This is a genomic window from Leisingera thetidis (assembly GCF_025857195.1).
Classification (GTDB): domain Bacteria; phylum Pseudomonadota; class Alphaproteobacteria; order Rhodobacterales; family Rhodobacteraceae; genus Leisingera; species Leisingera thetidis.
In genome coordinates, this window is record NZ_CP109787.1 from 2,092,970 (window position 1) to 2,108,207 (window position 15,238).

Genomic DNA, 15,238 nt, shown 5'->3' on the forward strand with positions numbered 1-15,238 from the left:
AACGAATAGCCTTACATCTCTACAAAAAGGACCGAGGGAATGAGCGTAGACGCAGTTCTCAAGACACTCAAGGACGAGGACGTCGCCTATGTCGACATCCGCTTCACCGATGTGCGCGGGCGCCTGCAGCACGTGACCGTGGACGTGGATCTGGTTGACGAAGACTTTCTGGAAGAAGGCTTCATGTTCGACGGCTCGTCAATTGCCGGCTGGAAATCGATCGAAAACTCGGACATGAAACTGGTGGCCGACACCGAGTCCGCCTATATCGATCCGTTCTATGCGGAAAAAACGCTGTGCCTGCACTGCTCGATCGTCGAGCCCGACACCGGCGAAGCCTATGAACGCGACCCGCGCGGCACCGCCCAGAAGGCCGAAGCCTACCTCAAGTCCTCCGGCATCGGCGACGTGGCCTATATGGGCCCGGAAGCGGAATTCTTCCTGTTCGACGACGTGCGCTACTCCAACACCATCAACAAGGTGTCCTACGAGGTTGACGCAACCGACGGCTCCTGGAACACCGACGCCGAGTTCGAAATGGGCAACATGGGCCACCGCCCGGGCCTGAAGGGCGGCTACTTCCCAGTGAACCCGACCGACGAAGCCCAGGACCTGCGCTCCGAGATGCTGTCGACCATGAAGCGTCTGGGCATGAAAGTGGACAAGCACCACCACGAGGTTGCGTCCTGCCAGCACGAGCTGGGCCTGATCTTCGGCACCCTGACCAAACAGGCCGACGAGCTGCAGAAGTACAAATACGTGATCCACAACGTGGCCCACGCCTATGGCAAGTCGGCGACCTTCATGCCGAAGCCGATCTATGGCGACAACGGCTCCGGCATGCACGTCAACATGTCGATCTGGAAGGACGGCAAGCCGCTGTTCGCAGGCGACAAATACGCCGACCTCAGCCAGGAAGCGCTGTATTTCATCGGCGGCATCCTGAAGCACGCCAAGACCCTGAACGCCTTCACCAACCCGTCCACCAACTCCTACAAGCGCCTGATCCCCGGCTTCGAGGCCCCGGTTCTGCGCGCCTATTCGGCCCGCAACCGCTCCGGCTGCGTGCGGATCCCGTGGACCGAAAGCCCGAAAGCCAAGCGCGTCGAGGCCCGCTTCCCCGATCCGGCGGCAAACCCCTACCTGTGCTTTGCCGCGCTGCTGATGGCCGGCCTGGACGGCATCAAGAACAAGATCGATCCGGGCGAAGCCATGGACAAGAACCTGTACGATCTGCCGGCCGAAGAGCTGGAAGGCATCCCCACCGTCTGCGGCAGCTTGCGCGAAGCTGTTGACGCGCTGGCCGCCGACCACGACTTCCTGCTGCAGGGCGACGTGTTCACCAAAGACCAGATCGACGGCTACATCGAGCTGAAGATGGAAGAGGTGCACAAATACGAGCACACCCCGCACCCGGTCGAGTTCGGCATGTACTACAGCTGCTAAGCGACACGAAACACACGGAAAAGGCGCCCCGGACCGGGCGCCTTTTCTTGTTTTTGGTCACGGCGGAACCGGCTGCCGGCACCGCGCCGCTTTACGCCGCGTCAACTTTTATTTGAAACTGCTTCAGGAAAACCGCGCAAGGCGTTCAGCAACTTCCATGCAACCCTTTGACCGCAAAACCAGGGATCAAAGGATGAACCGATGCGCAGAAGGACTTTTACCAGGACCTTGATGGCAGCCGGTCTGCTGGCCGGGGCACCGCTGGCGGCACTGGCAGACGACAGCAAGCTGACGGTGTCGATGCTGCTGGCCGGGCAGATCGACGACAAGGGCTTCATGGAAGCCGGCTACAACGGGCTCACCGCGATCCGTGACGAGCTGGGTGCCGAGATCAGCTATATCGACGGCATCAAGCCGGATCCCGAACTGCTGGCCGGCGCCCTGCGCGAGCTGGCGGAGCAAAAGCCGGATCTGGTCATTGCCCACGGCGGCCAGAACAACCAGGCCGCCGAGACCGTGGCGGCGGAATTTCCGGATGTGAAATTCGTGGTGGTCCAGGGCGCCGTCACCGGCCCCAACCTGTCCAGCTACGAGGTGCTGCAGGAAGAAAGCGCCTGGCTGGCCGGCGCTGCCGCCGGGCTGATGACCAAGACCGGCACCGTTGGCCATATCTCGGGCATCCGGGTTACGCCGGGCCTGAAAGGACGCGCCGGGTTTTACCACGGGCTGATGCACACCAACCCGGATGCCACCTTCCTCACCACCTTTGCCGGCGATCAGGACGACAACGAGCTGTCCTACCGGGTGGCGTCGGATGAGATCGAAAAGGGCGCCGACATCATCTTTACCATGCTGAACGCAGGCCGCACCGGCGCCATCGATGCGATGCGCGAACACGGCGTGCATCAGATCGGCAATGTGCGCGACTGGTATCCGGACCACCCCGATGTCTTCGTCGCCTCGGCCATCGCCAATGTGAGCATTGCCGGGCTGGAGGCCGCGCGGGACCTGGCCGAGGGCGATTGGGAAGGCGGCAGGATCGTGAAGATCGGCCTGTCCAACCCGGAGGCCGTATCGCTGGCCCTGTCGCCGGAAGTGCCGGAAGACGTGCGCGCCAAGGTCGATGAGCTGCGCCAGAAGATCATCAGCGGCGAAATCGAGGTCTCCACCGAATACGACGGCCCCGAACTCACCTACTAAGCCGGTTGAGGCCCGAGCCTCCGGAGCGCCTGCGTGATTGCGGGCGCTCCGGTCTGTTGCGCGGCTGTGCCCCGCACCAGGTTCCGGCTGCCTTGGCAATGCCTTGCCTCGCACCGGGACAGCCAGAAGCAGCGGTTTGGGTGTGCCCGGCTTGCGGGCGGTCTTCCCACCGCTTGCGGGAAAGTCAGAGACACGGGTGTACCGCCCGCCCGCCATCTGCCGAGCCGAAGACGGGCGCAGGCGAAACCGCGCTGCTGCCCTCTTGCCGCGCGGCGCCGCCGCCTGTAGTCAGGCCCGCCGACCTGCAGCACAGGAGCCTTTCCATGACGGTCCCCCACACCCTCGGCATCGATTTCGGCACCTCCAACTCGGCAGCCGGAATCGCGGTGGCCGGCCGTCCGTGGCTGGTGGAGATGGAGCCGGGCGAACAGACCCTGCCCACCGCTGTGTTCTTTGAGGAGGGCACCCGGAACATGCGGATCGGCCACAGTGCGGCCCGCGCCCTGACCGGCGGCGAGGAAGGCCGGTTCATGCGGGCGCTGAAAAGCCTGCTCGGGACCTCGCTGCTGCATGAGGAACGGCGGCTGGGCGGTGAGCGGATCAGCTTTGCCGCCGTCATCGCCCGCTTCCTGGCAGAAATGAAACGGCGCGCCGAGGAAGCCACGCATATGCAGTTCACCCATGCGCTGTCCGGCCGGCCGGTGCGGTTCCATTCCAAGGACGCGGACCGCAATGCGCAGGCAGAAAAGGATCTGCGCGCCTGCTATCTGGAAGCAGGGTTCGAAGACGTGCTGTTCATGTATGAGCCCGAAGCCGCCCTGCGCGCCGCCGCCCCGTCGCCGGGTCTGGGGCTGATCGTCGACATCGGCGGCGGCACCTCGGACTTCACCGCCTTTGAACAGGACGCAAGCGGCGCTACCCGGATCCTCGCCTCGCACGGGGTACGGCTGGGCGGCACCGATTTCGACCGGCAGCTGAGCATCCGCCACGTGATGCCGCTCCTGGGCCGCGGCAGCCGGATCCTCGACACCTTTGGCGGCAGTTCCCTGCCCGCACCGAACCGGCTGTTCAACGATCTGGCCACCTGGCAGATGATCCCCTTCCTCTACAGCCCGGAAAGCCGCCGGGCGGCGCAGGACCTTGCCGCCAATGCGGCGGAACCGGAGAAACTGGCCCGCCTGGTTTCGGTGCTGGAGGATGAGCTGGGGCACGAACTGGCCTTTGCGGTCGAACGCGGCAAGATCCGCGCCAACAACGAGGGCGGCGGCGCGGCAATTGACCTGAAGCTTCTGCAGCGCGGCCTGTCGGTGCCTTTGCCTGCTGCGGACATGACGCTGGCGCTGGCAGAGCAGACCGCGGCAATCCGGACCTGCGCTGCGGAAACACTGATGCAGGCGGATATCGCTGCGGGCAGCGTCGGCCGGATCGTACTGGTCGGCGGCTCTTCGCTGCTGGCCGCTGTTCAGGCGCAGATGCGTGCGCTTTGCCCAAACGCCCGCGTCGACACGGGAAATGCCATGACAGCGGTGGCCGAGGGGCTGGCGCTTGCGGCCGGATCGGCCTTTGCATAAGCAAATTGGAACCAATGGCTGCTTTTCCCGTTAGACATGGCGCAGCCGCGCGTTAGGCTGCACAGATCCGAGTCACATTTTGAGAGCTTTCCTCATGCGCCGGCTGATTGTCCCTGCCCTGATTTCCGCCCTTCTTGCCTCCCCTGCCCTTGCCGCCACTTGCGGCAATACCTCTGCCGGGTTTGACACCTGGAAGCAGGCGTTCAGCAGCGAAGCCAAGCGTGCGGGAGTGCGCAAGGCGGGGCTGCAGGCGCTGGCCGCGGCGCAATACGCCCGCCGCACCATATCCGCCGACCGCAACCAGAAGAGCTTCAAGTACTCGCTGGAGAAATTCATGCAGATCCGCGGCTCTGCCACAATCGTGGCGCAGGGCCGCAAGCGCAAGGCGCGCAACCCGGATTTCTACGCCGCGCTGGAGCGCCAGTACGGTGTGCCTGCGGGGGTGCTGATTGCCATTCACGGCATGGAAACCGCCTTTGGCAGCTACATGGGCGACAGCCAGGTGGTCTCGGCCATCGTGACGCTGACCTACGACTGCCGCCGCTCGGATTTCTTCCGCCCGCATGCGCTGGGCGCGCTGAAACTGGTCGATCAGGGCGCCATCACGCCCGCCACCCTCGGCGCCAAGCATGGCGAGCTGGGCCATACCCAGTTCCTGCCCGGAAATGCATTGCAGTACGGGCGTGACTGGGACGGCGACGGGCGGGTGGACTTTTACAACATGGGGGATGCGCTGGCCTCCACTGCCAATTACCTGCGCCAGAAAGGCTGGAATCCCGGCAAGGGATATCAACCCGGAGAGCCGAATTACCGCGTGCTGAAGGAATGGAATGCTGCCAGCGTCTACCAGCAGTCACTGGCGATTATGGGGCGGCAGATCGACGGCTGAACCCTTCTCATGCGCCGGTTTGCCGCGCCATATGCGGCCGTCGTCCTGACGGCGGCAAACTGCGGCCGGACGTTGCCTCAAAAACAGTGCGGATGATTCCCGCGGCATTGTAGGCCTTTGGGCATCAATGTGTCCGGCGGCTGCCACAGTTGAGCCGCATTCCGGCCTCCAACCCCAGCAGCGGACGAAAAAGTTCGTTTTTCTTCAATTGCTTGCGCCCTGCCCCATTTCAACCTCCCCCGCCGGGACAGTTTTGCGGGCGGCCGCTTTTTCTGCCCCACTTTCAACTCCTTCAAATTTTATTCTTTTTCCATCGGCACCCTGAATGGAGGATCCGAAAGGTGGCAGAGAACGTGCATTTCACAGGCAGGCTCGGGCTGGAAAGCCGGGAGGCAGGAACCCTTTCCGCGGCGGTGACCGCAGTTGTGGACACGCTCGAGGACTTTGGCCATCCGGCGGAGACGATCCAGGCCCGCGCAGAGAATGCTGCCAAACTGCATTGCGACCACTATCTGGTGACGGTGCGGCTGCGCCGGGTGCCGCTGCGGCGCTCCAGCAAGCTGACCAGCCAAATGCTGCAGCCCGCGGCCCTGCTGGAACTGTCGCTGTCTCCAGTGTCCCCCGGGTACTGCGACCGAGAGATTTCCGAGCTGCTGCTGGCCGAAATGCTGCGGCGGCTGCTGCCTGCGGTCGAAGCGACCTCGGTTGAATGGCTTGACACCGACGTTGCCCTGACCTGCGAGCAATTCCTCGGCGTGTTCGAACCTCGGTCCGGGCCAGCGGAACAGCCAATGCCGCCAGCCCTTGCCACGGCTGCCCCCCGGTCCTGCCGGCCGGAGCAATCCGCGCTTCCCCGGCCCCGCGGCAGGGATTGCTTCACGCCCGTGGAACAAACCGCTCAGGCGCTTGAGGCCCATTGCGACCGCGCCTTTCAGGCAGCCGGGAACCGCACCACCGCAGCAGATGCATCCAAAGCTGCCGAACGGGCCCGGTCCCGTATTCGCAAACCGGTGCAGGCAGAAGACATGCGGAGCGGCTGGGGCAGCCAGCTGCGGGCCTCTGCTTTCGCGGCGTTCACCCTTGCCGGCACCCGCCGGCTGCGCTTCATCAGCCATCTGCTGCTGCTGACCGCGCTGTTCCTCTATCTGGAAAGTGCCGGCATGGTGCAGGCCGCCCGACCGCTGGTCCCCTAAGGCAAGCCTCCGGACCTCTCCTGCGGCTTGCCCCACTGGCGCATCGCATCGGACCGCGCAAGCACATGGGTATGGATGGCAAAAACCACCGCCCGGGTCTGCGGCAGGCGCAGGATCACCTGCTTTTCGCTGCGCAGAAACTCCGCCCGGCTGCCGTGTGATCTGTCCCGCGGCGCATATTGGCTGCGCGGCTGGAACAGCGCCGGGTCCTGATACCAAAGCGCGTTGAACCGCCACAAGGGCCGCCCCGCCTGCACCCCGTCGAACAGCCGCTGCACCCGCGCCGCAATCCCGGCATCATAGCTGTCCACCGGCAGATGGATGCCGGTCAAGGGCTGCAGGAATTTTTCCGCCAGCGTCCAGCTTGCCGGAAAGCACAGCACCGCCCCCGTCAGCACATGCTCCTGCGCGCCCGCGGGCTTTTGCAGGATGCAGAAATCCTGCTGCGCAACCCGCCCCAGGGTGCCCAGCGGGTCCTCCCAGTCCAGCGCGACCTTGACACCGTCCGGCCGGACGGCAGCGGCGCCGGCATCAGGATCAACGCTGTCCAGCGCCATCTGCAGCAGCTCCTGCGCCGCAGCCATCGCACCGGCGTCCAACTGCAGAACGTCCTCCCGCCGGGCCGCCAGCAAGCGTTCCCGCTCCGCCATCTGCGCCGCATAAGCGTCATCTGCCGTTAGCCAGTTTCCCGGCGCCAGCGGCTGAATACCGGGAAGTTTCTTCTCCTCCAGCGGATTGTAGGGGATGGTTTTCTGCAGAATCGGCGTCATCCTTTCCCGATAGCACCCCGCGCGCCGGAATCCATCCGCAACGCTGCATCATAGGTCAGAAACGACTGGGGAAACCGTCGTTTTCTGCAGCGCTTCCCTTGGCCGCCGGCGGCACATTGGACAGAACTGTGCAGCGACGGAGGCCACGCATGAACGAGCATTACCGCGACATCCGCAAGATCGACCCGACCCGCGGCGCCGCCCTGGGCGACAACACCCCCAACGACAACAACCGCGTCGAGATCGGCCCGACCCAGCTGGCCTTCGGCGAATGGGCCGAAGCCAGGCTGCAGCTGCCCGACCTGCAGGCGATGCGCAAGTTCCGCTGGGAACGGCTGACCCGGTTCATCAACGACCGCGGCTACGCAGGCCTGCTGGTGTTCGACCCGCTCAACATCCGCTATGCTACCGATTCCACCAACATGCAGCTGTGGAACACCCACAACCCGTTCCGCGCGCTCTTGATCTGCGCCGACGGCTATATGGTGCTGTGGGACTACAAGCAGTCGCCGTTCCTAAGCGAATTCAACCCGCTGGTGCGCGAACAGCGGGCGGGCGCCGACCTGTTCTACTTCGACCGCGGCGACAAGGTGGACGTGGCGGCGGATGTGTTCTCCAACGAGGTGCGCAAGCTGCTGGAAGAGCACAGCGGCAGCAACAAGCGGCTGGCGGTGGACAAGATCATGCTGCACGGCCTGCGCGCACTGGAGGCGCAGGGGCTGGAGATCTTGCCAGGCGAGGAACTGACCGAGAAATGCCGCGCGGTGAAAGGCCCGGACGAGATCCTGGCGATGCGCTGCGCCCATCACGCCTGCGAAACCGCGGTGGCGGAAATGGAGCGGTTCGCCCGCGAAAACGTGCCCGGCGGCAATATCTCCGAAGATGACGTCTGGGCGGTGCTGCACGCGGAAAACATCCGCCGCGGCGGCGAATGGATCGAAACCCGCCTCTTGGCCTCGGGCCCGCGCACCAACCCCTGGTTCCAGGAATGCGGCCCCCGCATCATCCAGAACAACGAGATGATCAGCTTCGACACCGATCTGGTCGGGTCCTACGGCATCTGCATCGACATCTCGCGCAGCTGGTGGATCGGCGATGAAAAACCGCGGCCCGATATGATCTATGCGATGCAGCACGGTCTGGAGCACATCCGCCACAACATGGAGATGCTGAAGCCCGGCGTGAACATCCAGGAGCTGTCCCAGGGCTGCCATCCGCTGGATGCGCAGTTCCAGAAGCAGAAATACGGCTGCATGATGCACGGCGTCGGTCTCTGCGATGAATGGCCGCTGGTCGCCTATCCGGACCAGATGGTCGAAGGCGCCTTCGACTATGCGCTGGAGCCTGGCATGGTGCTCTGTGTCGAGGCGCTGGTCTCTCCCGAAGGCGGCGACTTCTCAATCAAGCTGGAAGACCAGGTTCTGATCACCGAGGACGGCTATGAGAACCTGACCAAATACCCGTTCGACAAGGAGTTGCTGGGCGACGCGTGACACCTGTCTGCCGGTTCCTCCCGCAGGGAGGGGCCGGAACATCCTGCGGCGCCGCCAGGCGCCTCGGCTTAGCACCAGCTGCAGCTGATCCAGCGGCATCCAGGCCAAGGCGCGGGAGTCCCCGCTGGCGGCAATCCCCCGGCCTCAGCCTGAAACCGACAGCGCCCGCCAGAAAGCAGATGAGCGCATTGCTAGGCGCTTTCGGGGATCCGGTGAATGCCGGCGCCGGACACCGGGACCGGAAGCGGCTCAGCCCGCTTTCCTCCCAGGCTTTCCACAAGCCCGCAAACGGCACCGCGGCGATACCGCCGCAATGGCCGTCCAGCTGGAACCTGCGGCCGCGCTTGCGGTGGTGATACAGCAATACGCTCTGCATATCCGCTGGCATCACAAAAGCCGATCCGGCCAAATGGCCGGGTTGCGGCCAAAGGCCCGCGGCCCGCGGTCGCAAAAATACCTGCAAGCGCTGCCCCAATCCCCCGCGTCCTGCGGGATGCAGCATCCGATGCCCCGTACGGCACTGCCGCTCATCTGCCTTCACCTTCCCGTGACGTGGCGGGCTGCTGCCTTGTTCAGGCCGCGTTGCGCGCTCACTCTATGCGCAACAGCAGACAAAGGCCACGCCCATGCCCATGGAACGCATCTCCTTCCCCGGCCATGCCGGAAACACGCTTGCCGCCCGCCTCGACCTTCCCGAAGGCCCGGTGCTGGCCTGCGCGCTTTTTGCCCATTGCTTCACCTGCTCCAAGGACATCCCGGCAGCGCGGCGCATTGCCGGGCGGCTGGCGGCGATGGGCATTGCGGTGCTGCGCTTCGATTTTACGGGCCTCGGCCATTCCGGCGGCGAGTTCGCCAATACCACCTTCACCTCCAACGTCGCGGACCTGGTCAGCGCGGCGCAGTACCTGGCCGCGCGCGGCATGGCGCCTGCGCTGCTGATCGGCCATTCCCTGGGCGGTGCCGCGGTGCTGCGGGCGCGGGCCGGCATCCCCTCGGTCAAGGGTGTGGCGACCCTGGGCGCACCGTTTGATCCGGGCCATGTCTCGCACCATTTCGATGACGCCCTGCCCGAGATCGAAGCAAAGGGCCATGCCGAGGTGCGCCTGGGCGGCAGGCCTTTTGTCATCGGCAAGGAATTTGTCGACGACATCAAGGCCGAAGCCCTGGAACCGGCAATCGCGGAGCTCAAGGCGGCGCTGCTGGTGCTGCACGCGCCGCGCGATGAAACGGTGGGCATCGGCAACGCCGCCGCCATCTTCACCGCTGCCAAACACCCCAAAAGCTTTGTCACGCTCGATGATGCCGACCACCTGATCTCCCGCGCCGCGGATGCGGAATACGCCGCCGAAGTCATCGCCGCCTGGGCCACCCGCTACATCGGCATGACCCCGCCCGCACCGCCGCCCGGCGCGCCGGAAGGCATTCTGCGGGTCAGCGAAGCAGACCCGGACGGCTTCCTGCAGGACGTGCAGTCCGGCCCCTACCACCACGCTTTCGCGGATGAGCCGCTGGCCTATGGCGGCACCAACCGGGGCATGTCGCCTTACGGGTTCGTGGCTGCGGGGCTCGGCGCCTGCACCTCGATGACCCTGCGCATGTATGCCCGCCGCAAGGGCTGGCCGCTGGAGGCGATCAGCGTCGATGTCAGCCACGACAAGGTGCACGCCCAGGATGCCCAGCCGACCGGACCGGCCAAGATCGACCAGTTCACCCGGGTGATCCACCTGTGCGGCCCCTTAAGCGATGAACAGCGGACCAAACTGATGGAAATCGCCGACAAATGCCCGGTGCACCGGACCCTGGAAAGCGGCGCCAAGGTGGTGACGCATCTGGAAACCTCCGCTTTGCCAGCCGCCGTCTGAACGCCTGGAACCGGCGGTGCTCCCGCGCCCGGCCGCTGCAGGAAACCTGCAACGGCAGCGGCCTTGGGCCCGGCGCCGCGCCTTGGCGCGGCGCCGGGCCCAACTGCGGCAGGCCTTCCCCGGAAGGCCGCAGCGCAGGCGGGAGCACACCTCCGGTCACTCTTCTGAATACCGCCCTGCCGTGATATCACCCCGCCCTCAAACAAACCGGATGGCCGCGCCGCCGCCTTCCTGCGCATAACGGGCCCACAGGTCCGAGGGCGGCCAAGCGGAGCAGTAATTACCGTCCCGCACCTCCCATTACCGCCGGGCGCCGCTGCCTTGGACCCGCTTGCGCCCCTCCAGCGCCGCCTGCACCTCTGCGCCTCTCAGCACCCGCGTTTCCGCCGCCGCCAGCGGGGAAACGGCACATGATACCGCAATCATCAGGGCAATCTGCCTCATGACCGCCTGCCAGCCTTGCTGTCTTGCCTCTGCTGATCTAAGAGGCCGGGCATCTGCTGCACAATCACATAAAGGTGCTTTCGCCCATGATCCCCCGCTATTCCCGCCCCGAGATGGTTGCCATCTGGTCGCCCGAGACCAAATTCAAGATCTGGTACGAGATCGAGGCGCATGCCTGCGAAGCCATGGCCAACCTCGGTGTGATCCCGCGCGAGAACGCCGACGCGGTGTGGAAAGCCAAGGATGTGGAATTCGACGTCGCCCGCATCGACGAGATCGAAGCGGTGACGAAGCATGACGTGATCGCCTTCCTGACCCACCTGGCCGAGCATGTGGGCAGCGAGGAAGCGCGTTTCGTGCATCAGGGCATGACCTCGTCGGACGTGCTCGACACCTGCCTGAACGTGCAGCTGGTGCGCGCCGCCGACATCCTGCTGGACGGCATGGACAAGCTGCTGGCCGCGCTGAAGAAACGCGCGCTGGAGCATAAGGACACGGTGCGCGTCGGCCGCAGCCACGGCATCCACGCCGAACCCACCACCATGGGCCTGACCTTTGCCCGTTTCTATGCCGAGATGGACCGCAACAAGCAGCGCCTGATTGCCGCCCGCGCGGAAGTCGCGACCGGTGCGATCTCCGGCGCTGTCGGCACCTTTGCCAATATCGATCCGGCGATCGAGGAATACGTCTGCGAACAGCTGGGTCTCAGCCCCGAGCCGATCTCCACCCAGGTGATCCCGCGCGACCGCCACGCGATGTTCTTTGCCACCCTTGGCGTGATTGCCTCGTCGATTGAAAACGTTGCCGTGGAAATCCGTCACATGCAGCGCACCGAAGTGCTGGAAGGCGCCGAATTCTTCTCGATGGGCCAAAAGGGCTCCTCGGCGATGCCGCACAAGAAGAACCCGGTGCTGACCGAAAACCTCACTGGCCTGGCCCGCCTCGTCCGCATGGCGGTGATCCCGGCGATGGAGAACGTGGCGCTGTGGCACGAGCGCGACATTTCGCATTCCTCGGTCGAGCGCGGCATCGGCCCCGACGCGACCGTCACCCTCGACTTTGCCCTGCACCGTCTGGCCGGCGTTGTCGACAAGATGCTGGTGTTCCCCGAGAACATGCTGGACAACATGAACAAGTTCCCGGGTCTGGTGATGTCGCAGCGGGTGCTGCTGGCGCTGACCCAGGCCGGCGTCAGCCGCGAGGACGCCTATGCCATGGTGCAGCGCAACGCGCTGAAAGTCTGGGAGGAGCGCGTCGATTTCCGCGAGCTGCTGCTGGCCGATGCCGATGTGGTTGCCGCGCTGGGTGAAGAGGCCATCAACGAGAAATTCGACATGGGCTACCACACCAAGCACGTCGGCACGATCTTCAAGCGGGTGTTTGGCGAATAAGCCGGCGCTCTGAACCAGAATTGAACGCCCCGCCTGCTTGGCGGGGTGTTTTTGTTTGGGCTTCATCCTTTACCTGTTATGGAAAAGGAGACAAAAACCCTTATCCGAGGCCCGGCTTGCTCCAATCATGATTTTATTTGCGGAATTTGACGAGGCCGTGATCCAACGCCACCTGGAGGAGTTCCAGGCGGCCTCTGGCATGGCTGGCAGCTTTGGCGTGACCTGCATGCACAAGGCCGAAGATGCGGGGCGGGAGCAGATGGTGTTTTCGCTTGTGCATGAAAGCGGCCGGATCCTCGTGCTGAAAAAAGATTTCAAACCCGGGACGCCGTGGATCGAGCGCGAATTCCGCCGCTTTGAGCAGCTCCGCCCGCATTTCGCTGCCGCAGAGGGCTGCGAAGTCGTTGAACCTGTGTATCTGGGCGCAGACAAAAGCTTTCACATCACCGGGTTTGCCAAGGGCCGGACGGCCTCTGATGTTCTGCGCAACCCCCAGTCGCAGGCTCAGGCCGACCAGGTCTTCCGGCGTTCCGGCAGATGGCTGAACCACCTTCACAAGTTTGGGCCTGCCGAGCCGGGACAGATCTGGATGAACTGGATTTTCGAGGAGTTTGACAAGCTGCGTGCCGGCGAAGATGTTCACGCCCAGCCGGAACACTACGCCGCATTTCTGGAACAGCTCCGCAGCCAGTCGCACCAGTTCCAGGGCAGCCCGTGCAGCAGTGTGTTCTCTCATGGCGACTTTCACAGCGGCAACCTGATTCTCGGCAAAGGATCCGTCTGCGGCTTGGACCTCGCCTACAGCGAGACAAAGCCGGCCATTTACGATGTGGTGGATTTTCTGGCCAGCGACATGGACAATCCCCTCCCGGCAGACGGCATCGGCCCGGGCGGTGTCCGGCAGTCCAGCGTCGAATTTTTTTTCAAAACCTACCGGCGCCCTGTCAGCCGCCCGCTGCTGAACTTCCATTTGCGGTCCAAGCTGCTTCTTGAGCTGATGAAATTCCAGCACTCCGCGGTGATCCGCAAACCCCGGATCAAAGCCCGGTTCGAAAACCGGCTTGCGCGGCTCTCCCTGGCGTTTGACCAGCCGCTGGCCGGGTGAGCTGTTTTTCACCTCGCGCATTTTTGAGTGTGAAAAAAACGCCGGCCCGCGCGTTGTCAGGGTACATTGATCATAACACTACGATTCAGGAGCTGATGACATGCGCTGTTTTGCACTGGCCGCCGCATTGACCCTGCCAATGACGGCCTTTGCCGCCAGCGGCAACGACTGGAACCCGCCCAAGCCCACCGAGACGACAAAGACCTGCAAGGGCAAACGGGTTTGGGATGAACAGAAGAAGCGCTGCGTGCGGCCCCGCAAGTCATCGCTGAACCAGCAGCAGCTGCTGGGCGCCGCCCGCGAGCTGGCCTATGCGGGCCGCCAGGAGGATGCGCAGGCGGTGCTCGGCGCGATGGCGGACCAGCAGGATTCCCTGGTGCTGACCTACTGGGGCTTCACCCACCGCAGACTGGGCGATTTGGAACTGGCGCAGGCCTATTACGATCAGGCGCTGGCACGCGATCCGGATAATGTCCTTGCCCGTTCGTATATGGGCCAAGGCCTTGTGGAACAGGGCAAATACGGCGCCGCCCTGATACAGTGGAAAGAGATCAAGGCACGGGGCGGCGACGGCACATGGGCCGAAGCATCGCTGCGCAGCGCGTTGGAAACCGGGGCTTCCTACAGCTATTAGGCTTCAGGCTTTCTTTACAGCTTGCGGCCTATCCTGCCCTCCACGATCGAGAAGAATCTTTTCCTAGGGTGCGAGAATGCCTCAAGACAACATGCTGGCGCTTCCAATGGCAACCGGCGGGCCGGACCTGGGCGGGTTTTCTGCCCCCGCTCCCATGGGGACGGGCGGCAGCAGCGGGCTGAGCGGCAAGGCCAAGGCCGCGATCATTGTCCGGCTGCTGCTGAATGAAGGTGCCGAAATCCCGCTGGAGGACCTGCCGGATGACCTGCAGCTGGAACTGACCCAGCAAATGGGCAAGATGAGCATTGTCGACCGCAACACCCTGAACGCGGTGGCAGGCGAATTTGCCGATCTGCTGGACAATGTCGGCCTGCATTTCCCCAACGGGCTGGCCGGCGCGCTCAATGCGATGCAGGGCAAGATCAGCCGCTACACCCACAGCCGCCTGCGCAAGGAGGCCGGGGTGCGCCAGTTCGGCGATCCGTGGGAGCGGTTGAAGCTGTTGCCGCCTGAGGATCTGGCGTCACTGGCCGAAGCCGAAAGCACCGAAGTGGCGGCCGTGCTGCTGTCCAAGCTGGACACCGCCAAGGCGGCCCAGATGTTGGTGCATCTGCCCGGCCCGACGGCCCGCCGCATTACCTATGCGGTCAGCCAGACGGCCAATGTGACGCCTGAAACCGTCGACCGGATCGGCCTGTCGCTGGCCGCCCAGGTAGAAGCGCGTCCCGAACTTGCCTTCGACCAGACGCCGGGCCAGCGGCTTGGCGGGATCCTCACCGAAGCCGCCGCTGCCAAGCGCGACGAGGTTCTGACCGCACTGGACGAGCAGGATGAGGATTTTGCCGTCAAGGTGCGCAAGGCGATCTTCACCTATGCGCTGATCGGCGAACGCATGCAGCCGATCGACGTTCCCAAACTGATACGGGTGCTGTCCCAGCCTGACCTGGTCACCGCCATGGCCTTTGCCACCGATGAGGAAGACGTTGCTACAAGCGAATTCCTGCTCAAGAACATGTCCAGCCGGATGGCCGACAACATCCGCGAGGAAGTGGCCGAACGCGGCAAGGTCAAGCGCAGCGACGGCGAAGCGGCGTTCAGCATGATCATCTCGGCGATGCGCGACCTCGTCGCCACCGGCGAGATTGAACTGAAATCAGACGAGGAAGAAGAAAGCGGCGGCTAAGCCCTCGGGCCGGTTCAGCGCCGCAGTACCGCCGCGGCAGCTGCCGGAGTCTGCACC

General features: G+C 64.2%; 13 protein-coding genes. 11 read left to right on the plus strand and 2 right to left on the minus strand.

Translation table 11 applies throughout. The features are described from left to right. Positions 1-39: 39 nt before the first annotated feature. The 5 genes from glnA to OKQ63_RS10000 all read left to right on the plus strand — a co-directional run bounded on the left by glnA (position 40) and on the right by OKQ63_RS10000 (position 6,299). Positions 40-1,446: a type I glutamate--ammonia ligase gene (glnA, locus tag OKQ63_RS09980; protein ID WP_264213775.1), complete on the plus strand. Its 1,407-nt coding sequence runs from the start codon at positions 40-42 to the stop codon at positions 1,444-1,446. 201 nt (positions 1,447-1,647) lie between these two features. Further along, positions 1,648-2,646, plus strand: a complete 999-nt coding sequence (locus tag OKQ63_RS09985) for a BMP family protein (RefSeq protein WP_264213776.1) — start codon at positions 1,648-1,650, stop codon at positions 2,644-2,646. Positions 2,647-2,969: 323 nt separating this feature from the next. Further along, on the plus strand, positions 2,970-4,217 hold the full coding sequence (locus tag OKQ63_RS09990) for an Hsp70 family protein (protein WP_264213777.1): 1,248 nt from the start codon (positions 2,970-2,972) through the stop codon (positions 4,215-4,217). A 94-nt stretch (positions 4,218-4,311) separates the two neighbouring features. After that, complete coding sequence (locus tag OKQ63_RS09995; protein WP_264213778.1) at positions 4,312-5,106, plus strand: lytic murein transglycosylase; 795 nt, start codon at positions 4,312-4,314, stop codon at positions 5,104-5,106. A 341-nt stretch (positions 5,107-5,447) separates the two neighbouring features. Then, positions 5,448-6,299 carry a hypothetical protein gene (locus OKQ63_RS10000; protein ID WP_264213779.1) on the plus strand — a complete coding sequence of 284 codons (852 nt, stop codon included), beginning with the start codon at positions 5,448-5,450 and terminating at the stop codon, positions 6,297-6,299. On the opposite strand, the gene OKQ63_RS10005 is transcribed toward OKQ63_RS10000, so the two are convergent. Then, positions 6,296-7,069, minus strand: a complete 774-nt coding sequence (locus OKQ63_RS10005) for a heme-dependent oxidative N-demethylase family protein (protein WP_264213780.1) — start codon at positions 7,067-7,069, stop codon at positions 6,296-6,298. The genes OKQ63_RS10000 and OKQ63_RS10005 overlap by 4 nt on opposite strands. Positions 7,070-7,218: 149 nt before the next feature. Here OKQ63_RS10005 and dddP point away from each other — a divergent pair, with 149 nt between their 5' ends. Both dddP and OKQ63_RS10015 read left to right on the plus strand, forming a co-directional pair. Further along, complete coding sequence (gene dddP / locus OKQ63_RS10010) at positions 7,219-8,562, plus strand: dimethylsulfonioproprionate lyase DddP (protein ID WP_264213781.1); 1,344 nt, start codon at positions 7,219-7,221, stop codon at positions 8,560-8,562. Between the two features lie 626 nt (positions 8,563-9,188). Further along, complete coding sequence (locus OKQ63_RS10015; protein WP_264213782.1) at positions 9,189-10,424, plus strand: bifunctional alpha/beta hydrolase/OsmC family protein; 1,236 nt, start codon at positions 9,189-9,191, stop codon at positions 10,422-10,424. A gap of 300 nt (positions 10,425-10,724) precedes the next feature. On the opposite strand, the gene OKQ63_RS10020 is transcribed toward OKQ63_RS10015, so the two are convergent. Then, positions 10,725-10,868, minus strand: a complete 144-nt coding sequence (locus OKQ63_RS10020) for a hypothetical protein (RefSeq protein WP_264213783.1) — start codon at positions 10,866-10,868, stop codon at positions 10,725-10,727. An 86-nt stretch (positions 10,869-10,954) separates the two neighbouring features. On the opposite strand from OKQ63_RS10020, the gene purB reads away from it, so the two are divergent. The 4 genes from purB (at position 10,955) to OKQ63_RS10040 (ending at position 15,181) form a co-directional block, all read left to right on the plus strand. After that, a complete protein-coding gene (gene purB, locus OKQ63_RS10025; protein WP_264213784.1) occupies positions 10,955-12,259 on the plus strand; it encodes an adenylosuccinate lyase in 1,305 nt (434 codons plus the stop codon). Between the two features lie 259 nt (positions 12,260-12,518). Continuing rightward, on the plus strand, positions 12,519-13,364 hold the full coding sequence (locus OKQ63_RS26115; RefSeq protein ID WP_350356308.1) for an aminoglycoside phosphotransferase family protein: 846 nt from the start codon (positions 12,519-12,521) through the stop codon (positions 13,362-13,364). 100 nt (positions 13,365-13,464) lie between these two features. Further along, the gene (locus OKQ63_RS10035; RefSeq protein WP_264213786.1) at positions 13,465-13,998 is read left to right on the plus strand and encodes a tetratricopeptide repeat protein; all 534 of its coding nucleotides are present in this window, start codon (positions 13,465-13,467) and stop codon (positions 13,996-13,998) included. A gap of 76 nt (positions 13,999-14,074) precedes the next feature. Beyond that, positions 14,075-15,181: a flagellar motor switch protein FliG gene (locus OKQ63_RS10040; protein ID WP_264213787.1), complete on the plus strand. Its 1,107-nt coding sequence runs from the start codon at positions 14,075-14,077 to the stop codon at positions 15,179-15,181. Positions 15,182-15,238 lie beyond the last annotated feature (57 nt).